This is a genomic window from Bradyrhizobium elkanii WSM2783 (assembly GCF_000472865.1).
Taxonomy (GTDB): Bacteria; Pseudomonadota; Alphaproteobacteria; order Rhizobiales; family Xanthobacteraceae; genus Bradyrhizobium; species Bradyrhizobium elkanii_A.
The window spans coordinates 70,340-89,800 of the sequence record NZ_AXAP01000026.1 but is presented as its reverse complement, the minus strand read 5'-3'; the positions used below and the strand labels follow the sequence as shown (position 1 = coordinate 89,800).

At 65.7% G+C, this 19,461-nt stretch carries 17 protein-coding genes and 1 tRNA gene; 9 read left to right on the top strand and 9 right to left on the bottom strand.

Annotated elements, in window-relative coordinates; genetic code table 11:
- Nucleotides 1-22: 22 nt before the first annotated feature.
- Nucleotides 23-1,369 carry an RsmB/NOP family class I SAM-dependent RNA methyltransferase gene (locus tag YY7_RS0122520; protein ID WP_028165214.1) on the bottom strand — a complete coding sequence of 449 codons (1,347 nt, stop codon included), beginning with the start codon at nucleotides 1,367-1,369 and terminating at the stop codon, nucleotides 23-25.
- Between the two features lie 196 nt (nucleotides 1,370-1,565).
- Between YY7_RS0122520 and YY7_RS0122515 the strand changes: the two genes are divergently transcribed.
- Both YY7_RS0122515 and YY7_RS0122505 read left to right on the top strand, forming a co-directional pair.
- Nucleotides 1,566-1,763, top strand: a complete 198-nt coding sequence (locus YY7_RS0122515; protein ID WP_028165213.1) for a DUF1674 domain-containing protein — start codon at nucleotides 1,566-1,568, stop codon at nucleotides 1,761-1,763.
- Nucleotides 1,764-2,013: 250 nt separating this feature from the next.
- Nucleotides 2,014-2,523, top strand: coding sequence for a thermonuclease family protein (locus YY7_RS0122505; RefSeq protein ID WP_035690561.1), 510 nt, complete (start codon nucleotides 2,014-2,016; stop codon nucleotides 2,521-2,523).
- A gap of 141 nt (nucleotides 2,524-2,664) precedes the next feature.
- On the opposite strand, the gene YY7_RS0122500 is transcribed toward YY7_RS0122505, so the two are convergent.
- The 3 genes from YY7_RS0122500 to acs form a co-directional block, all read right to left on the bottom strand.
- A complete protein-coding gene (locus tag YY7_RS0122500) occupies nucleotides 2,665-3,195 on the bottom strand; it encodes a L,D-transpeptidase (RefSeq protein ID WP_028165211.1) in 531 nt (176 codons plus the stop codon).
- A gap of 274 nt (nucleotides 3,196-3,469) precedes the next feature.
- The gene (locus YY7_RS52415; protein ID WP_051396839.1) at nucleotides 3,470-3,862 is read right to left on the bottom strand and encodes a Kazal-type serine protease inhibitor family protein; all 393 of its coding nucleotides are present in this window, start codon (nucleotides 3,860-3,862) and stop codon (nucleotides 3,470-3,472) included.
- A 21-nt stretch (nucleotides 3,863-3,883) separates the two neighbouring features.
- Entirely contained in the window at nucleotides 3,884-5,836 is a 1,953-nt protein-coding gene (acs, locus tag YY7_RS0122490; RefSeq protein ID WP_028165210.1) for an acetate--CoA ligase, read from the bottom strand.
- Nucleotides 5,837-6,220: 384 nt separating this feature from the next.
- Here acs and YY7_RS0122485 point away from each other — a divergent pair, with 384 nt between their 5' ends.
- The gene (locus YY7_RS0122485; protein ID WP_028165209.1) at nucleotides 6,221-7,369 is read left to right on the top strand and encodes a DNA topoisomerase IB; all 1,149 of its coding nucleotides are present in this window, start codon (nucleotides 6,221-6,223) and stop codon (nucleotides 7,367-7,369) included.
- Nucleotides 7,370-7,523: 154 nt separating this feature from the next.
- Here YY7_RS0122485 and YY7_RS0122480 read toward each other — a convergent pair whose 3' ends face one another.
- From YY7_RS0122480 to tsaD, 3 genes are all read right to left on the bottom strand, one after another.
- Nucleotides 7,524-7,937: an EVE domain-containing protein gene (locus tag YY7_RS0122480; protein WP_028165208.1), complete on the bottom strand. Its 414-nt coding sequence runs from the start codon at nucleotides 7,935-7,937 to the stop codon at nucleotides 7,524-7,526.
- 2 nt (nucleotides 7,938-7,939) lie between these two features.
- Entirely contained in the window at nucleotides 7,940-8,920 is a 981-nt protein-coding gene (locus tag YY7_RS0122475; RefSeq protein WP_028165207.1) for an NAD(P)H-dependent glycerol-3-phosphate dehydrogenase, read from the bottom strand.
- A gap of 198 nt (nucleotides 8,921-9,118) precedes the next feature.
- Nucleotides 9,119-10,192 carry a tRNA (adenosine(37)-N6)-threonylcarbamoyltransferase complex transferase subunit TsaD gene (tsaD, locus tag YY7_RS0122470; protein ID WP_028165206.1) on the bottom strand — a complete coding sequence of 358 codons (1,074 nt, stop codon included), beginning with the start codon at nucleotides 10,190-10,192 and terminating at the stop codon, nucleotides 9,119-9,121.
- Nucleotides 10,193-10,326: 134 nt separating this feature from the next.
- Here tsaD and YY7_RS0122465 point away from each other — a divergent pair, with 134 nt between their 5' ends.
- The 4 genes from YY7_RS0122465 (at nucleotide 10,327) to YY7_RS0122450 (ending at nucleotide 14,403) form a co-directional block, all read left to right on the top strand.
- Nucleotides 10,327-11,064: a uroporphyrinogen-III synthase gene (locus YY7_RS0122465; protein ID WP_028165205.1), complete on the top strand. Its 738-nt coding sequence runs from the start codon at nucleotides 10,327-10,329 to the stop codon at nucleotides 11,062-11,064.
- Between the two features lie 112 nt (nucleotides 11,065-11,176).
- Nucleotides 11,177-12,451: a COG4223 family protein gene (locus YY7_RS0122460; RefSeq protein WP_028165204.1), complete on the top strand. Its 1,275-nt coding sequence runs from the start codon at nucleotides 11,177-11,179 to the stop codon at nucleotides 12,449-12,451.
- A gap of 7 nt (nucleotides 12,452-12,458) precedes the next feature.
- Nucleotides 12,459-14,237 (top strand): heme biosynthesis protein HemY, encoded by a 1,779-nt coding sequence (locus tag YY7_RS0122455; RefSeq protein ID WP_028165203.1) that lies wholly within the window; start codon nucleotides 12,459-12,461, stop codon nucleotides 14,235-14,237.
- A gap of 90 nt (nucleotides 14,238-14,327) precedes the next feature.
- Nucleotides 14,328-14,403 (top strand) — tRNA-Thr (locus YY7_RS0122450).
- A 94-nt stretch (nucleotides 14,404-14,497) separates the two neighbouring features.
- Here YY7_RS0122450 and YY7_RS0122445 read toward each other — a convergent pair.
- On the bottom strand, nucleotides 14,498-15,547 hold the full coding sequence (locus YY7_RS0122445) for a polysaccharide deacetylase family protein (protein WP_028165202.1): 1,050 nt from the start codon (nucleotides 15,545-15,547) through the stop codon (nucleotides 14,498-14,500).
- Between the two features lie 283 nt (nucleotides 15,548-15,830).
- On the opposite strand from YY7_RS0122445, the gene YY7_RS0122440 reads away from it, so the two are divergent.
- Nucleotides 15,831-16,052, top strand: coding sequence for a hypothetical protein (locus YY7_RS0122440; protein WP_028165201.1), 222 nt, complete (start codon nucleotides 15,831-15,833; stop codon nucleotides 16,050-16,052).
- 59 nt (nucleotides 16,053-16,111) lie between these two features.
- Here YY7_RS0122440 and YY7_RS0122435 read toward each other — a convergent pair whose 3' ends face one another.
- Complete coding sequence (locus tag YY7_RS0122435; protein ID WP_028165200.1) at nucleotides 16,112-17,803, bottom strand: MFS transporter; 1,692 nt, start codon at nucleotides 17,801-17,803, stop codon at nucleotides 16,112-16,114.
- 250 nt (nucleotides 17,804-18,053) lie between these two features.
- On the opposite strand from YY7_RS0122435, the gene YY7_RS0122430 reads away from it, so the two are divergent.
- Nucleotides 18,054-19,439 (top strand): cytochrome P450, encoded by a 1,386-nt coding sequence (locus YY7_RS0122430; protein ID WP_028165199.1) that lies wholly within the window; start codon nucleotides 18,054-18,056, stop codon nucleotides 19,437-19,439.
- Nucleotides 19,440-19,461: the final 22 nt, after the last annotated feature.

Genomic DNA, 19,461 nt, shown 5'->3' with positions numbered 1-19,461 from the left:
CGACGGTGAAAGCTGAATGAAATCAGGATTTAACCAGTCGCGCGGCGTAGAATCCGTCCAATCCGCCGAGCCTCGCATCGGCATGGGGCAGATGGCAGGGCAGTGTGCGCAAGTCGCCGTCGGCGGTGAGGAGCTCGGAGAGGCCGGCGACCTCGCTTGGGGTGATCGGCGCGCGGCGCAGCCCTGATTCGCTGCCCAGGAGCGCCGCAATGGGTTGCTCGCCCTCCTCCGGCTCCAGCGAACAGGTGCAATAGACCAGTGTTCCGCCTGACTTGAGCAGCGTGACCGCCTTTTGCAGCAGCCGTTTCTGCAGGGCGGCCAGCGTCGCGATCTCGGCCTCCTGCCGCAGCCAGGCCACATCGGGGTGGCGGCGGATAGTGCCGGTCGAGGTGCAGGGCGCGTCGAGCAGGATGCCGTCGAAGCCGTCACCACCGCCCGGCCACTCGACGGCGTCGGCGACGATGCATTCCGCCGAAAGCGAAAGTCGCGCAAGGTTGTCGCGCAGCCGTGCCATCCGCGCCGGCGAGCGATCGACGGCAGTCACCTGTGCGCCGGCATAGGCGAGCTGCGCCGTCTTGCCGCCGGGCGCGGCGCAGAGATCGGCGATTCGCTTGCCTTTGATGTCGCCGAACAGCCGCGCCGGAAGTGCCGCGGCGGCGTCCTGCACCCACCATTGCCCTTCCGGAAAGCCCGGCAGCATGGTCACCGAGCCGTGCAACAGCGTGCGCACGGTTCCCGTCGGCAGCATCTCGCCGTGCAGCCGGCTCGCCCATTGCGCGGGGTCGGATTTCACCGTGAGGTCGAGCGAGGGCTCATTGGCGATGGCAAGCGCCATGTCGCGCGCGGTGGCTTCGCCGTAATGGGCGGCCCAGCGCGCAAACAACCAGTGCGGGAGATCCAGCGTCTGGGTCCTGACCTCGTCGACCAGCGCATGGCCCTCGCGGGCGCAGCGGCGCAGCACGGCATTGACGAGGCCTGCATATTTGGCGGCACGCCGGTCCGATTGCACGAGTCGCACCGACAGATCGACCGCGGCATGATCGGGCACGTCCATCCAGAGGATCTGCGCGGCGCCGATCAAAAGCGCGCTCTGCGCACGCGGCGCATCGGTCGGGATGCCGCGATCGAGCAGGCGCGACAGCAGATGGCCGAGGGTTCCGAGCCGGCGCAGGATCGTCGACACCAATCGGCGCATCAGCGCGCGGTCGCGATCGGCAAGCGTCTTGAGGCCGGGATGGGCGCCAGTGCCATCGAGCTGGTCATCGAGCGTGCGATGCTTGTGCAGGACGCCGTCCAGAATGTCGGCTGCGATCCGTCGCGCCGCAAGGCCGGGCACTTCGATCGACGCTGCAAATCTTGAAGGGGGCATGGAGCGGAAATATCTCAGTCAGGGAAAGCGGATAGCGCCTCGGCTCATGCCATCATGGGGAAGAGGCCACAGCTCTGGCATGCGAATAAGCCAAATCTAAGAATCGGTCTTCCGATTTCTTGATCGTGATGCCAAAGGTTTGTGGTCATCCGCGATATAAAAATCTGTTGCAGGAAAATTGCAGGAAAATCGTAGCATGGCCGACAATGGATCACCGCCGGAACGCAAGCCGCTGACGCCAGCCGCGCAGCGCGCGCTTGCCGAAGCCGAAGCGCGACGGAAGGCCGCGGCGGCAAACGCGACGCCGATGCAGAAGGAGGTTCAGGGACCAAAGGGACCGGAACCGACACGCTACGGCGATTGGGAGAGCAAGGGCATCGCGTCGGATTTCTGACACGGCCGCACGCTCTCTATCCGTCATTGCGAGCGCAGCGAAGCAATCCATGCTGGCCGCGGATGCAAGCGGAGGCGTGGATTGCTTCGCTGCGCTCGCAATGACGGATTTCTCTTCGGAAATCCGGATTTCACTTTTCTGGATCATGCCCTAGCGTGGGGCGATGCCTCCCGACGAGCGAATCAATCCATATCGGCGATCATTTCGCCGCGCTCCATTTGGCCGTCGGTTCTCGGCTGCTTTGCCATGGGTGTTCGTGATCGGTATTGCGCTCGGCACCATGCTTCCAATCCGGCAATGGGTGCCTTGGCAGCTTCCGCATTGGGGCAGTAGCCGCGTGCAGGATGCCGATGCGATCTGGCAGCGCGGCGGCACTCCAGATGTCCGCCGCACTGTCGATGTCATCAGGACGATCGACGGCGACACGTTCGAGGCGCGCGTGCATCTGGAGCAGGGACGCGATCTCATGACCCATGTCCGCTTGCGCGGCATCGATGCGCCGGAGTTGAAGGCATCATGCCAGGAAGAATTGGAAAGGGCCGAGGCTGCGACTGATGCCTTGCGCAATCTTCTCAGCCAGGGCGGCGTGGTGATCTACAATATCGGTCCCGACAAATATCCGGGGCGCGTCGTCGCCAACGTCGCGACCAGGCGTACGGATAACGTCTCGGCGGCACTGCTCGCGGCAGGCCATGCGCGCAGCTACAATGGCGGCCATCGCTTTGGCTGGTGCGCGAGGAGCCGGCGCTTCTGGGAATGAAGAAAGCCGCGCAACGATTCGCGTGCTTCGATCAGTTCAGCCCTGTAGCCCGGGTGGAGCGGAACGCGCAACCCGGGATATCTGCGTCAGCGTTTACGAGCGGTCCCGGGTTACGCTGGCGCTTCACCCGGGCTACGAAAATCAGTGCGTGACGACCACGGTGGCGCCGACGGGGACGCGGGAGTAGAGGTCGGTGATGTCATCGTTCAGCATGCGGATGCAACCATAGGAGACGAAGCCGCCGACCGAGCCCGGCACGTTGGTGCCATGGATCGCATATTCGCCGCCGGCGAGCGTCATCGCCGCAACGCCCATCGGGTTGCGCGGCGAGCCGCCGGGAATCACGTCGGGCATGTGGGGCTTGTCGCGCTTGACTTCGGCGGGCGGCGACCAGGCCGGATAGCGGTATTTGCCGTCGATCTGCGTGGTGCCTGCCCACTGCTTGCCGGCCTTGCCGACGCCGACCGGATAACGCATGGCGTGACCGTAATCGAGAACCAGATAGAGGCGCCGCTCGCCGGTCCTCACCACGATCGTGCCCGGAGAATAATGGTCGTCGTGCATATCGACCATTTCCGGCCGCGCTTCGGCGGCTGTCGGCATCAATGCGCCCAGCGCAAATACGCCCAGCCCAAAGGTGGCAGCCATGGCCACCGCGATCCTCATCGACATGAAACTCTCCACATCCAGCCGCCCTTTGCGGGACCTCAGATATCGCGCTGCCGGTCAGGCTCCGGCCTGCCGTTCGCACCCGGCATTCTTGACCGGGTGTGTTAACCGGCTGTTTTCTTATGTCGCGCGGGGGGCGGTTCGCGTCGGGCGGGAGAGCGGAAAAGTTGCAAATAAAGTAAATGACCCGCAAACAACACAACCTGCGGCGGCAAACGTGCCGCTCCCGCTGCGGACGCGTGACAATCGCGTGAGGATTGGAAGATGTCGATCGCGCCTACTTGCTCGATTTTTTCTTCTTGGTCGTGGGCGACTTCTCCGGCTTCGGCTCGGCGGCACCCGGTGCCTTCTTGCAAGGGCCGGTATAATCGACCGCGACCTTGACATGCCGCGCTTCGCACTCGTTCGGATAGGTCTTGCCGTTGCAACCGCAAACCGGCCGGTGAATCCGGATGCAAAAAGCCGGAGCTTTTTCGCAGGTGCCCTTGGCATCCGCGACCCCGCACTGTCCGGCCTCCTTGCGACAGAACAGTGCCGAGTTGCAGGTGATCTTCTCCGGCCCCCCGCAGGCATCGTCGAGATTCGCCGCGCGCACGCTCGGCATGCCGATCATGAGACCGGCCGCGGCGATCAGCGCCGCGGCGGCAAGACGACCAAAGTGCAACCCCATGAACTCCCCCCTGCCGCGGTGTTAAACCGCGGCGCCCTTCTTGTTCTGCCGGTTCTTGACGAGATCATCAACCACCGCGGGATCGGCCAGCGTCGAGGTGTCGCCGAGGCTTGACGGTTCGTCCTCGGCGATCTTGCGCAGGATGCGGCGCATGATCTTGCCGGAGCGGGTCTTGGGCAGGCCCGGCGCGAACTGGATCAAGTCGGGCGAGGCGATCGGACCGATGTCCTTGCGCACCCAGGCAACCAGCTCTTTGCGCAACTCCTCGCTCGGCTCGGTGCCCGCCATCAGCGTGACATAGGCGTAGATGCCCTGGCCCTTGATGTCATGGGGATAGCCGACCACGGCGGCTTCCGACACCGCCGCATGCGCCACCAGCGAGCTCTCGACCTCGGCGGTGCCCATGCGGTGGCCGGAGACGTTGATGACGTCGTCGACGCGGCCGGTGATCCAGTAAAAGCCGTCGGCGTCGCGCCGGCAGCCGTCGCCGGTGAAATACTTGCCCTTGTAGGTCGAGAAATAGGTCTGCTCGAAACGGGCGTGGTCGCCATAGACGGTGCGCATCTGGCCGGGCCAGGAACGGATCAGGCACAGATTGCCGGTCGCCTCCCCCTCCAGCACCTTGCCCTCGGCATCGACGATCTCAGGCACCACGCCGAAGAATGGCCGCGTCGCCGAGCCCGGCTTGAGCTTGGTGGCGCCGGGCAGCGGGGTGATCAGGATGCCGCCGGTCTCGGTCTGCCACCAGGTGTCGACGATCGGGCAGCGGCTGTCGCCGACCACGCGGTAGTACCATTCCCAGGCTTCCGGATTGATCGGCTCGCCGACCGAGCCGAGCAGCTTCAGGCTCTTGCGCGACGTCTTCTTGACGGGCTCGTCGCCACCCTGCATCAGCGCGCGGATCGCGGTCGGCGCGGTGTAGAAGATGTTGACCTTGTGCTTGTCGATGACGTTCCAGAAGCGGGAATTGTCGGGATAGTTCGGTACGCCCTCGAACATCAGCGTGGTCGCGCCGTTGGCAAGCGGACCGTAGAGGATGTAGGTGTGGCCGGTGACCCAGCCGACGTCGGCGGTGCACCAGTAGATGTCGCCGTCGTGATAGTCGAACACATATTGATGCGTCATCGACGCGAACACGAGATAGCCGCCGGAGGTGTGCAGCACACCCTTGGGCTGGCCGGTCGAGCCTGACGTATAGAGGATGAACAGCGGATCTTCCGCGTGCATCGGCTCGCACGGGCAGTCCGTCGTCACCATCTCGGCCGCCTCGTGGTACCAGAAGTCGCGGGTCGGATTCATGTCGACGGCAGCGCCGGTGTGCTTGACCACGACGACCCAGTCGACGCCCTCGGTCTTGGCCAGCGCCGCGTCGACATTGGCCTTCAGCGGCACTTTCCTGCCGCCGCGCAATCCCTCGTCAGCGGTGATGACGATCTTGGATTTGCAGTCGCTGATGCGCTGGGCGAGGCTGTCGGGCGAGAAGCCCGCGAACACCACCGAATGAATCGCGCCGATCCGCGCACAGGCCAGCATCGCATAGGCGGCCTCGGGGATCATCGGCAAATAGATGGTGACGCGGTCGCCCTTGCTGACGTTGCGATTGCGCAGGATGTTGGCCATCCGGCAGACTTCGTCGTGCAGCTCGCGATAGGTGATGTGCTTCGACTTCGAGGGATCGTCGCCCTCCCAGATGATCGCAGTCTGGTCGCCGCGGGTCTCCAGATGGCGGTCGATGCAGTTCCAGGCGACGTTGAGCACGCCGTCCTCGAACCATTTGATCGAGATGTTGCCGGGCGCGAAGGAGACGTTCTCGACCTTGGTGTACGGCTTAATCCAGTCGATGCGCTTGCCGTGCACAGCCCAGAAGCCGTTGGGGTCGGCAACCGAGCCTGCATACATCTCCTGGTACTTGGCGTCGTCGACATAGGCGCGTTTGGCCCAATCGGCTGAGACGTCATAGATCTTCTCGGACATTTATCCCCTCCACTCGACATCCGGCCCGCGTGATCCCGGTGTTGCGGGCCATCTTCATGGTTACGGTGATTATGCGTCGCCGGACAATACCCGGACAAGCGCTGGTGTCTTGGACCTTGGTCGGCTTCTTGTGCCGGAGCCTTATTGAACTCGTTGCCCGCAGTTGAGCGAACAGATCAAAATCACGTTTTGAGCGAGGTCAAAATCAACGTTATCGCGCGAATGGCACCCATGAACGGTATTTAGGCACCCTTAATGACTGATTCGCGACTCGCAAAAGCCGGAGTAACCCCCTAAATGGCGTTCCCGAGGCCAACAGCCTCCGGAACCAAGCCATAAAAATCGGCATTACCGAAAACCAGTGGAGCCAAGGCGTCAACGGTCATGATGGATCAGCAGAATTTTGTGGCTACGCGGCCCGTTTCCGCCGATCCGATCCTGCCGCTGGCGAAAGCACTGGGCCAATGGCCGACCAAGCTGCCCACTCCCAAGCAGAAGATCACCGTCAAGGGCTCGGTGAAGGAACTGGCTGCGGAACTTGGCCTCAAGCTCGGCGACCAGGCTCTGCTCACCATCCGCCGTGTCAAGCGCGGCAAGATCTATTCATTTGTTCGCGCCAACGGCTCGCACATCCGCGACGCCCGTACCATCCGCCGCCTCCATGCGATGGCGGTACCGCCCGCCTATCGCGAGGTCCGCTACTCCCACGATCCGAGTTCGCATCTGCAGGCGATCGGCCGCGATGCCGCGGGACGGCTGCAATACCGCTATCACGCCGACTGGGAGAAGGTCCGCGAGCACCGCAAGGCGCATCGGCTGGCAAAGCTGGTGGGGGCGCTGCCGAAGATCCGGCGCAACGTCTCGAAATATCTGTCCGGCGATGAGCCGACGCGCGAATTTGCGCTGTCGGCGGTGATCGAACTGATCGCGCGCACGGCGATACGCCCGGGCAATGAATCCTATGCGCGGCTTAACGGCACCCGCGGCGCCACCACGCTCTTGAAGTCGAACGTCACGCTCGAGGACGACTGCGTGGTCCTGACCTTCAAGGCCAAGGGCGGCAAGGCCGTGCGCAAGGAATGCGACGCGGCCAAGCTGGTGCGCGCGATCGGCATCCTGCGGAGCGTGCCGGGCAAGCGCATGTTCCAGTATCGCGACAGGTCCGGCACCGTGCGTGCGGCGTCGACCACGGCGGTGAATGCGTTCCTGCGCGAGATCGCCGGCATCAAGATTTCGCTGAAGGATTTTCGCACGCTGATGGCCTCCGCGGTCGTGCTGGAATCGCTGTCGCGGATCACGCCGGCCTCCAGCGCCCGCGGCCGCAAGAAGCAGGTGCTTGAAGCGGTGCGCGCGGCCGCCGATGAGCTCTCCAATACGCCCGCGATCTGCCGCAAGAGCTATGTCCACGACACCATCGTCACCGCCTTCGAGGACGGCATCCTGGAGCGTTTCGCCGCGACCATGAAAGGCTATCGAACGCAAGCCAAGCGAGAACAGCTATTGGCGCAGGTGGTGACCGCAGCGGCGGTTTGATCTTTTTTCCTTCTCCCCTTGTGGGAGAAGGTGGCGCGGACGAAGTCCGCGACGGATGAGGGGTTTGCCCACCACGAACACAGGCGTTTGCGGAGAGAACCCCTCACCCGCGCTCGCTTCGCGACCGCACCCTCTCCCACAAGGGGAGAGGGTTTCAGAGCCCGCCCATCTTGCAGACGATCTTCCACTCGTCCGCGGTCACGGGCTGCACCGACAGGCGCGAATATTTGACCAGCGCCATATCGGCGAGCTTGTTCTCGGCTTTGATCGCTCCGATCGTCACCGGCGTCTTCAAGGGCTTGTCGGCCTTGATGTCAACGCAGACGAATTTACCGGTCTTGTCGGTCGGGTCGGGATAGGCCTCCTTGATGATCTCGGCGATGCCGACGATCTCCTTGCCCTCGTTGGAGTGATAGAAGAAAGCCTTGTCGCCCTTCTTCATGTTCACGAGATTCTGGCGCGCGGTGAAGTTGCGCACGCCGGTCCAGGCCTCACCCTTGGCGCCCTTCGCGACCTGCTGGTCCCAGGACCATACCGACGGTTCGGATTTCACCAGCCAGTACGCCATCGTCATCCCTCCGCCTTGAACGGCCGCGTCAACAGGCCCTCGATCGCAGCATCGATCGTCAATTGCCTGGTAAGGATCGCTGCGACCGCATTTGATACCGGCATCTCGATATTTTGCGAAGCCGCAAGCTCGATCAGCACCGGTGCAGTGAACATGCCTTCGGCAAGCTTGCCGGCTGGCGGCTCTTCCCCGCGGCCGAGCGCAATGCCGAGCGCGAAATTGCGCGACTGCGGGCTGGAGCAGGTCAGGATCAGGTCCCCGAGGCCGGACAGTCCCACCAAGGTTTCGGCGCGTGCGCCGCACGCACGTCCGAGCCGCGCCAGTTCGCTGAAGCCGCGCGTGGTCAGTGCGGCAAGCGCTGACGCGCCGAGCTCGCGGCCAGCCACGATGCCGGCCGCGATCGCCAGCACGTTCTTGGCGGCACCGCCGATTTCGACGCCGCGGACATCGGTCGTGTGATAGGGCCGGAAGGTCGGCGACCCCAGCGCCTGCACCAGCGCGCTCGCCAGGGATTCATCTCTCGTCGCCAGCGTCACCGCTGTTGGAAGCCCGCGCGCGACATCGTCGGCGAAGCTTGGTCCCGACAATATCGCCGGCGTCGCATCGGGTGCGGCCTCCGCAATCACGTCGGTCATGAACTTGTGGGTGCCGCGCTCGATGCCCTTGGCGCAGGCGATTACGGGCGTCGCCGCTACAAGTCGGGGCGCCAGATGCATGACAGCCGCACGCAAATGCTGTGCGGGGGTTACGACGAGGATGAGATCGGTGCGGGCAGCCGCCGCAATGTCGGCGGTGACCTTGACGCTGGATTCGAGAGGCACGCCGGGAAGTCTTGGATTGGTGCGCGTCGCCTGGATCTGCGCAGCGTGCGCCGCGTCGCGCGCATAGAGCACGACATCGCGACCGGCCCGCGCCGCGACGGCCGCGAGCGCCGTGCCCCACGCGCCCGCGCCGATCACACCGACGGATTGATGCGCCGGCATCAGGCAGACTCATCTGAACTCCCTCTCCCCGCTCTTGCGGGGAGAGGGTTGGGGTGAGGGGCAGCTCTCCGCGAATCCGCAAAGTGAGGTGTGCGCGGAGGCTCCCCCTCACCCGGATTTGCGCTATGCGCAAATCCGACCTCTCCCCGCAAGTGGGGCGAGGTGGCACGGCGCCTGCGGCGTGATCCTTCAAACATCTCAGAATCCCGCGCGGGTGTTGGCGTAGCCCGCGGGCGCCCTGGCGTTGGCGTCGAGCAGCCAGCGGGCGCGCGGGGGCGCATCCATTGTGTCGGTGAGGCCGAGCGCCATCCGCTCGGCGCCGGCCCAGGCGATCATCGCGCCATTGTCGGTGCAGAGCGCCGGTGGCGGAATGATCAGCGTCGTCTGCGCCTTGGCGGCGACATCCTGCAGCGCGCCGCGGATCGCGTGATTGGCGGCGACGCCGCCGGCCGCGACCAGCGCACGGGGCGGACCGAATTGCTCCTGGAACAATCTCAAACCGACGCTCAACCGGTCCGCGGTCGATTCCAGCACCGCGGCCTGAAAACCGGCGCAGAGGTCGCTGACATCCTGCGGCTCCAGCGGCGCCAGTCGGCTCGCCTCGTTGCGCACGGCGGTCTTCAGGCCCGACAGCGAGAAATTGGCGTCGGGACGGCCGAGCATTGGCCGCGGAAATGCAAAGCGCGAGGCGTCGCCGCCTTCTGCCGCGCGTTCCACCTCCGGCCCGCCCGGATAGGGCAGCGACAGCATCTTTGCGATCTTGTCGAAGGCCTCGCCCATGGCGTCATCGACGGTGGTGCCGAGCCGCACATACTGGCCGACGCCGACCACGGCGACGATCTGGGTGTGGCCGCCGGAGGCCAGGAACAGGCAATAAGGAAACGCCAATGCACAGGTGAGCCGCGGCGTCAGCGCATGCGCTTCCAGATGGTTCACCGCGATCAGCGGCGTGTCGTGCACCATCGCGATCGCCTTTGCCGTGGTGAGGCCGACGATGACGCCGCCGATCAGGCCAGGACCTGCGGCAGCAGCGACGGCGGACAATTGCGCATAGCCGACATCAGCCTCTTTCATGGCGCGATCGATGATACCGTCGAGCAGGTCGACATGGGCGCGCGCGGCGATCTCCGGCACCACGCCGCCGAAGCGCGCATGCTCTTCTGTCTGCGAGCGCACGATGTTGGACAGAATCCGTCCGCTGCCGTCGCTCTGGCGCTCGACCACAGCGGCTGCGGTTTCATCGCAGGTGGTCTCTATTCCCAACACCAGCATCGGCGTGTCGCTACCCAAGTTCGGTCCTTGTGCTATTTCGCGTGCTATCTTCCGTTCCGTCACTCGGTAGCATTGTGAGGTCACAGCGTGCAATCGTCGGTTCTGCCCCAAATGTCGCTCCCGAAAGCCTGAAGATGGCCGTTCTTGTCACGCGCCCGCAAGGAGATGGTGAGGCCACTGCCCATAGCCTGCGCAGCCTGGGTTTTGAGGTATTGCTCGCACCGGTGCTGCGGTTCGAGGTGCTGCCGTTCCAGGAAGACGATGCCGCGGACTATGACGCTGTCATCGTCACCAGCGCCAACGCGCTGCGCGCCGCTGCGCCCCAGCTCGCCGGCCATGCGCTGCTTCGCCTGCCGCTGTTTGCGGTCGGAGAGCATACCGCCGCCGCGGCCCGCGAGGCCGGATTTGGCGAGGTGGCAAGCGCCGACGGGGATGCCACCGCACTCTACGAGCTCGTGCGGGCGCACAGGAAAGCAAAGAAACTGAAAAAGGCGGCAACCTTGCTTTATCTCGCGGGTGCCGATCTTTCGCGCGATCTCGCCGGCGAGCTGGGCGATGCCGGCTTTACGGTCATAACCCGCACGACATACCGGATGAGCCCGGTGGCGGGACTGCCGCGTCCGGTGTGTGACGCTTTCATTGCTGGTGGTATCGAGGCCGTGCTGCATTATTCCCGCCGCAGCGCGCGGGCATTTCTCGATGCGGCGCGGGCCGAAGGCCTCGAAATATCGGCCCTGGCGCTGCCGCATTGCTGCATTTCGGCTGCTGTTGCCGCCGTCCTGCTCGAGGCCGGAGCCACCCAGGTCGTCACCGCCGCCTCGCCAGACGAAAATGCCCTGTTCGAAGCCCTGACGCGTGCTTTGCGGCCCTGATTGGCTTAAGAGAACGGTCCGATTCTGGTAAGTCTTATTCTGGTAAAGTCTCGTTCTGGTAAAGTCTTGGCTTTCCCGGTTTCGGCGTATCAACAGTCAAGGGAACCGCTGCATGGTCGATGAGAGGCCCGAAGACACCGAATCGACGGCGGATTCCTCCGCCCGGTCGCGGCGCGCGCCGCCAACCATCGATCTCAAGGCGACCGAGGTGTCGAGCGAACCGCCCAAGACGGATCCCGTGAACATGGATAGCGCTCAGGCGGATAGCGAAAATGTGAGCGGTGAAGCGGCCGCCGCCGAGGCGGCGCCGCAACCCGAGCCTGCGATGGAGACGGCTGCAGCCGCGCCGGATCCGGAACCCTCCTCCGCCGAACCTCCGCCTCGGCCGATCTCGCCCTGGGTGATTGCGCCTGTTTCGGGCGCTGTCGCTGCCGCGCTGGTGATCGGCGTTGGCTGGTTGCTCGGCTGGCCCGCGGTACAACCGGCGCAGCCGCCTGTGCCGCAGCTTAGCGCCGGCGCCATCGACGAGCTTACGGGGCGCGTCGCAGGCGTCGAAGCGAAGATCGGCAGGCAGGCTTCAAGCGATCAGGCACTGGCCGCGCGGATCGACGGGCTGGAGAAATCCGCGAATGCGCTGCGCGGCGAACTTGCGGCATCACGCGCGCAATCGGACAAGCTGGCCACGGCGATCGATCAGGTGAAATCGATGCCACGCGATGGGTCCGCGTCCACGCCGGATCTGTCAGCAGTCAACGATCGGATTTCAAGAATCGAGAGCGCGGTACGGAAGCAAACGGCTGAGCTCGCCCAGCAAGGCAACAAGATCGCGGAAGTGGGCGCAGCCGATGCAAAGCTAGCTGACGATCTGCCGCTGCGCCGCGTGGTTGCCGCATCGCTGCTCGATGTCGCGGTCCGTCACGGCGATGCCTATGCCGCGCCGCTTGAGGCCGCCAAGCAGTTTGCGGAAAACCCTGATGCGCTCAAGCCGCTCGATGCGTTCGCGGCCTCCGGCGTGCCGAGCGCCGGCGCGCTCTGCCGCGAGCTGCTCGAGATCGTGCCAAGGCTTGCGCCGCCCCCGCCGTCGGCCGCGGCCACCACCGGCACCGGCATCGTCGATCGCCTGCAAGCGGGTGCGGCCAAGCTCGTGCGCATCGAGCGCACCGATGCGACGGGTACCGATCGCGGCAGCGTGGTTGCGCGCATCACCCAGGCCGCACTGCGCAACGATCTCGGCGAGGCGCAGCGCGAACTGATGACGCTGGCGCCCGCCGATCGCACGGCGGCGCAAGCGTGGCTCGAAAAAGTCGAAGCGCGCGCCGCAGCGCTGGCGGCCTCGCGAACGTTTGCCGACAACGCCATGGCTGGGCTCGCGAAGGCCGGACAGTAGGTTCTCCATGATCCGGATCATTCTGTTTCTCGTATTGATCGCGCTTGCCGCGGCCGGCGCGGCCTGGGTCGCCGACCAGCCCGGCGATGTCGTGCTGTCCTGGGGCGGCGGGCGCGCGGTAACCACGCTGCCCGTGTTCGCACTGGGGCTCGGCATCGTCGCGGTCGTGGCCGTCATCGTCTGGTCGATCCTGTCCTGGCTGTGGCGGGTGCCGGCCCGCATCCGGCGCGGCCGGCGCGAGCGCCGTCATGCCCGTGGCCGTCATGCGATCACTCAAGGGCTGCTCGCGATCGGTCATGGCGATTCGACGGCGGCGCGGCACCATGCGGAAACCGCGCGGCGTCACGCCGGCAGCGATCCGCTGACGCTTCTCCTCCATGCGCAATCGGCGCAGCTCGATGGCGATCGCGAGGGGGCGCAGCGCGCGTTCCGTGCAATGGCCGAGCGCGAGGATACGCGGCTGCTCGGCTTGCGCGGCCTGTTCATCGAGGCGCAGCGTTCGGACGATGCGGTTGCCGCGGTCATGATCGCGGAAGAGGCGCTGAAGGTTTCGCCGTCCTCGCCTTGGGCCTCGCAGGCCGTGCTCGGCTTCTGCTGCGCCAAGGGCGACTGGGCCGGCGCGCTTTCGATCCTCGACAACAACCAGAGCTCCGGCTTGATCGACAAGGCGACCTATCGGCGGCAGCGCGGCGTGCTGCTCACGGCACGCGCGCTGGAGCTCGAGACCGTCGACCGCGATTTGTCGCGCGAGAGCGTGATGGAGGCGATCAAGCTTGCGCCGACGCTGATCCCGGCCGCGGCGCTTGCCGCCAAATATGAGAGCGAGGCGCATCAGGTTCGGCGCGCGATGAAGATCGTCGAGACCGCGTGGCTGTCGCAGCCGCATCCCGAGCTCGCCGATGCCTATGCGCATGTGAAGCTCGGGGACTCCGCGCGGCAGCGGCTGGTGCGGGTCGAGACGCTGGCGGCGAAGACGCCTGATAATATCGAGGGCGCGCTCGCGATCGCGCGCGCGGCGATCGACGCCGCCGAATTCGCCAAAGCACGCGAGGCGCTGACGCCGTTCATCGCCGCACCGACCCAGCGCGTGGCGCTGTTGATGGCCGAGATCGAGCGCACCGAGCATGGCGACAGCGGCCGGGCCCGCGCCTGGACCTTGCGCGCGGTGCGCGCGCTGCACGATCCGGCCTGGACCGCGGACGGCTATGTCAGCGACCGCTGGCGGCCGGTCTCGCCGGTCACCGGCCGGCTCGATGCCTTCCAGTGGCAGACCCCGGTCGCCGCGCTCCCGTCCGACAAGGGCCCGGCGATCGAATCCTCGCCGTTCGAGGAAGCGATGCTGGCCTCGAAGCGGATCGAGCTGCCGAAGGAAGCCCCGCCCGCGCCGCCCGCGAAACCGCTCGAGCGAGTGGCCGAAAAGCCGGTCGACATCATAAAACCGGTTGAAGCAGCGCCGCCCGCCCCGCAGGACAACACGCCGCCGGCCGCATCCCCGGCCCCGGTGGAACCAGCGCCCGCCCCGTCGGTGACGGCATCCGCCCCGCCAGCTCCACAGCCGGCCCCAGCCGAATCATCGCCCGAAGCGGTGGCGCCATTGTTCCGCGACCGCCAGGACATCCCCAAAACGCCGCCGGCGCCGATTCCGGCGGTAATTCCCATCGTCCGCGCCCCCGACGATCCCGGGATCGAGGAAGACGGCACCCGCGACGAATTTTCCGAGCAGATCGGGCCGCCAAAGGCCCAGGCCGGCGGCTGGCGCGGATTTCTGTCCCGCTGGGGGAGCTGAGACGCGGTCAAATGGCCGCGTCAATCTTGCCAATCGGGGCTACGCCCGATATCAGTGCGCACGCTTTCCGGCTAAGTTGCCGAACGGTTCGCCGCAATAGCTCAGTTGGTAGAGCACGTCATTCGTAATGACGGGGTCGGGGGTTCGAGTCCCTCTTGCGGCACCATCGCTCAAAAACATTTTCGATATTTCCGAGCGCCCTCAAAAACGTGGATGGCCGGGACGAGCCCGGCCATGACGACGATACGCTATTCGATCGGTTACTGCTGGGACACCGTCTGCACCACGCTGGAGAGCGGGCGGGCGCTTACTGCCGGGACCTTCATGTCCTTGACCATGAGGGCGTCGTATTCGGGCAGGGTTTCCAGCGGCTCCTTCGCCTTCATCTGGACGACCTTGTAGCCGCCGGCCTTCAGGCGACGCAGCAGCGTCGGCAGGGCTTGCGCGGTGTGCTTCTGCAGGTCGTGCATCAGGATGATGCCTTTGCCCTGCTTGTCCAGCTTGGTCATGACGGTCTGGATCACCTGGTCAGGCGAGCTGGACTTGAAGTCCAGGGAATCGACGTCGACGGAGAACATCGCGATGTTTCGGGAGCCGAGATAGCCGAGCGTCGCCTGGGTGTGGGCGAGCGCGGGGAAGCGGAAGAACGGCGAGGGCGCGGCGCCGAGCGCCATCTTCACGGCGCTGAATCCCTTTTCGATCTCGTCCTTGGCCTGCTGCTCCGTCAGCTTTTTGCTGTCGAGATGCGCGTGCGACCAGGTATGCGAGCCGATGGTATGGCCGGCGGCGGCGACCTGCTTCAGGATCTCCGGATGATAGGTGGTGTGCAGGCCGATCGGGAAGAACAGCCCCTTGGTGCATTCGTCCGCGAGCGCCTTCAGCACCGCCGGCGTGGTCGGCCACGGGCCGTCGTCGAAGGTCAGCACGACCTCCTTGTCGGTCAGGAAGTCGAACTGCTTGTACTGCAGGAAGCCGAAGCCCGGGCCGCCGGTGGTGTCGATGACGACCGTGCGGCTGACGCCGAGCGCATCGGGATTGGTGCAGGTCGATTTCGCCTGCATCGGGGCCGGCGCGGGAGCAGGGGCGGGCGCCGGCGCGGCAGCCGCCTGTTTCGACACCGTGGCGGTGGTCTCGACATCGTCCTTGGCGGCCGATTTCGCGGCGGCTGGCGGCAGCGAATCCGCCGGCCGGGCGGCGACGGTTTGCGGCGGCGCCGCATCGGCCCGCGGCGCGGCAGTCCAGAACCACACTCCGGCGATCACGACCGCCGCAACAACAACGGCCAGCATCAGGCCTATCGGATTACGCATCGCTACTCTCTTGGGAAACTCGGGGCTCGCTCGTAACGATCCATTAGTGCCAACGAGGTCTTAACGCGATCCCAACGCGCTTGCCTTTGCCGAAGAAAATTAGGCCGTTGTTCTGCGTGATGGTCATCACAGACGCTTGCGGCGATGCAGCACAGCGTCTTTGCAGGCTCGTCCGTTCGGCCGGAACCGAGTCGCGGGTGCCGTCGTTTGAACCTTTCTTCGAGGTGCGTGAACAATATAGCACGCCGTTGTCCTGCCTATTGCCAATATGAAGGCTTGAGAAATGACCAGATTGCTGTTCGTCATTCCGCTGCTTCTGGTGGCGTCCGCGGCCTCGGCGCAGCAGCAGCAGCAGCAGGGGCGGGAAGCCTGCACGCGCGACGCGTCGCGATTCTGCCGAGCGTATCTCGACAAGGGTGATGATGCCGTGCTGGCCTGCCTGAAGGAGCACCGTGGCCGCCTGACCAAGGCGTGCCAGCAGACGCTGACCGCGCACGGGCAGTAACGGCTCCTGTCATTCCGGGGTTCGCGTCTTCGACGCGCCCCCGAAATGACGGCAAGGGGTCAGGTGCTGCTGCCGGCCGCCGTCGCGACGACCGGCAATACTTCGGTGGCTCCGGGGTCGGGCGTCTCGTCCTTCCAGCGCACCGAGCCGAAGGGACGCTCCAGCATGCGGCGCACCCGTATCGGTTCGGGACCGAGATGGAAAGCGATCGCCTTCAGATGCAATTCGCGCTCCGACTGGGTGGCGCGGTTGCGCTGGCGCAGGTAATCGAGCCAGGTCGGGCAGTGATAGCGCTCGGTCCACAATTCGGGATCGGCGATGTCGCGGGCGATCGACCAGCCATAGGCGCCGTTGCGCTGCCGGCTGAGCTGCACCTCCAGCATCACATTGTGGAAGGCCCGCGCGTTCTCTTGTGCGACGCGGTACTCGATCTCGACCACCAGCGGCCCGCTGCGCGGCGTGAGCGGCATGCGGACCTCGGGATCCGCGAGCATCTCGGTGGCGTCCTCATTGCGGGCGCCGACCGGTGGCATCCTGAGCCATAGTCCCAGCAGTGGCGACAGCAGCATCAAGGCGGCGGAGACCAGCAGCGCGATCTCGACGCCGGCGGCATCGGTGAGCCGGCCCCAGCCCCAGCTTCCGATCGCGATTCCACCGGCGATCGCGGCCTGAAACGCCGCCAGCGAGCGGCCGGCGACCCAGCGCGGCGCCGAGAGCTGCACGCCGATATTGAACAGCGCGATCGCCGTCATCCAGACCGCGCCGGCCAGCACCAGCGCCGCGGCGGTCACCACCGCCAGCTTGCTGATCGCAACCGCGGCGATCGCGCCCGCCATGGAGATGGCGCAGACGCGCACCGCCGCTTCGCCGCTCATCCGCTTGCGCACCTCCCCGATATTGAGGGCGCCGAGCACCGCGCCCATGCCGAAGGCGCCGAGCATGATGCCGTAGGTCTGGGCGCCGCCATGCAAGAGGTCGCGCGCCACCAGCGGCATCAGCGCGGAGACCGAGCCGCCGATGATGCCGGTGACCAGCGTGCGCGTCAGCACGATCTTGATCGACGGCGAATGATTGATGTAGCGCATGCCCGAGACGATGGCGCGGTTGAGCCGCTCGCGCGGCAGCCGCGACGGCTCGCTGACGCGGTCCCAGAGGAACAGCACGATCAGGAGCGGCAGATAGAACAGGGCGTTGAGCGCAAAGGCGGCCACCGCGCCCGCGGCTGCGACCACGATGCCGCCGATCGCCGGCCCGAAGCTGCGGGCGATGTTGTAGCTGATGCCGTTCAGCGCCACCGCGGCGGGCAGCGTTTCGGGCGGCACCTGCTCGTTGACCGAGGACTGCCAGGCCGGGCCGAACAGCGCCATGCCGCTGCCGACGATGAAACAGAGCGCGAGCAGGATATTCGGTGTCACCAGGTCGAGCCAAGCCAGCGCGGTCAGAACCGTGGCGCCGACCAGCGCGATCAGAAGCGACACCATCGCCACAATCCGGCGGTCGTGCATGTCGGCAATGGCACCGGCCGGCATCGAGATCAGCATGACCGGCAGCATCAGGGCGGTCTGCACCAGCGCCACCTTGTCGGCTGCGGATGTCATCTGCGTCATCGCCCAGGCGGCGCCGACCCCCTGGATCAGGATCCCGAGGTTGGAGAGCAGGCTCGCCAGCCAGATGCGCCGGAACACTGAATGCCGAAGCGGCGCCAAGATGCCGTCGGAGGCAGGGCTCGGGCGTCGCGGCGATGCTGTCATGGTGGTTCCGTGGTCCTCTGTTGGTTGGCTGGCTGATTCCGGCCGCCGAGTGATGCCCGTCAAACGCCCGCATTGTCCAGTCGTCATGCTGTCATTTCCGTTCCGCAAAAACACGGCTTGGGAGCGAGGAGCGGTCGCGAGGTAACAAATGCGCGTGTTCGGCGAACTCTCCCCGAGAACGCTGTTTTACGTCTTCATCACCCCCGGATGGAGAGCGTAGACTGGGTGGATCGAGACTGGAGCAAGCACCATGAGCATGGCCGAAGTCTACGAGCTGCCGCTTGCGCGAAACCGGCTGGTGCCGCCGGCTCCGCCACGGGCGCCCGACGATTTGTCCGCCTTCAGGCGCATGACGCTGATCAGCCGCAGCCCGATCGCAAGCTGGAGCCAGCGCGCCTATGAGGAGGAGATCGTCCGCGGCCGCTTCTTCGGCCGCAGCAGCTTCATCCTCAACACGCCCGATGCGATCAGGCATGTGCTGGTCGACAATTATGAGAATTATACGCGCACGCCGGCCGCCTTCCGGGTGTTGCGCCCGATGCTTGGCGAAGGTCTTCTGATCGCCGAGGGCCGTGCCTGGAAACATCAGCGCCGCACGCTCGCGCCGGCCTTCACGCCGCGCGCGATCACGCCGCTGGTGCCGCACATGGTGGCCGTGACCGACGAGACCATCGCAAAGCTCAGGGCCGCGAGCCATGGTCCGGTAGACCTTCGCGAGACGATGCAGCGGATGACGCTCGAGATCGCCGGCCGCACCATGTTCTCGTTCGGCATGGATCGCCATGGCGGCATCTTGCGCGATTTCGTCGTGGAATATGGCGAGCGATTGGCGCGGCCGCGCTTCCTCGACATGCTGCTGCCTTTGAGCTGGCCGAGCCCGCAGGATTTGGCGCGCGCCCGCTTCCGCAAGCGCTGGACCGCGTTCGTTGCCATGCTGATGGCGGAGCGCCGTGCCGCCGGCAAGACCAGCGATGCGCCGCCGCGCGATCTGTTCGATCTGATGGTTGCCGCACGCGACCCCGAGACCGGTCAGGCCTTTAGCGACGCGCAGCTCGGCGACGAGATCGCGACCATGATACTGGCCGGCCATGAGACGACCGCGACCGCGCTGTTCTGGGCGCTCTATCTGCTTTCGCTCGATCCGGCGACGCAGGAGGAGCTTGCCGCCGAGGTGAAGGCGGTCGCCGCAAGCGGTGGACTCGAGATCGAGCGGTTGAAATTCACCCGCGCCGTCATCGACGAGACCATGCGGCTCTATCCGCCGGCCTTCCTGATCGCGCGCGCCGCAGCGGGGGCGGATACGATCGCCGGCATGCCCGTGAAGAAGCATGACGTGGTGATGATCGCGCCATGGCTGCTGCACCGGCATGAGAAGCTCTGGCACGATCCGGCGGCATTCGTGCCGTCGCGTTTCCTGACCGGCACGCCGCCCGATCGCTTTGCCTATCTGCCGTTCGGTGTCGGCGCGCGGGTCTGCATCGGCGCGCATTTCGCGCTTGTCGAGGCGACGCTGGCGCTGGCGAAGCTGATCGGCGCCTTCCGTATCTCGCTGGTCGACAGGCAGCCGGTGATGCCGATCGGGGTGGTGACGACCCAGCCCGACCGCTCGCCGATGTTCACGATCAAGCCGAGATAGCCAGACCTTGCGTTTCGGCGCC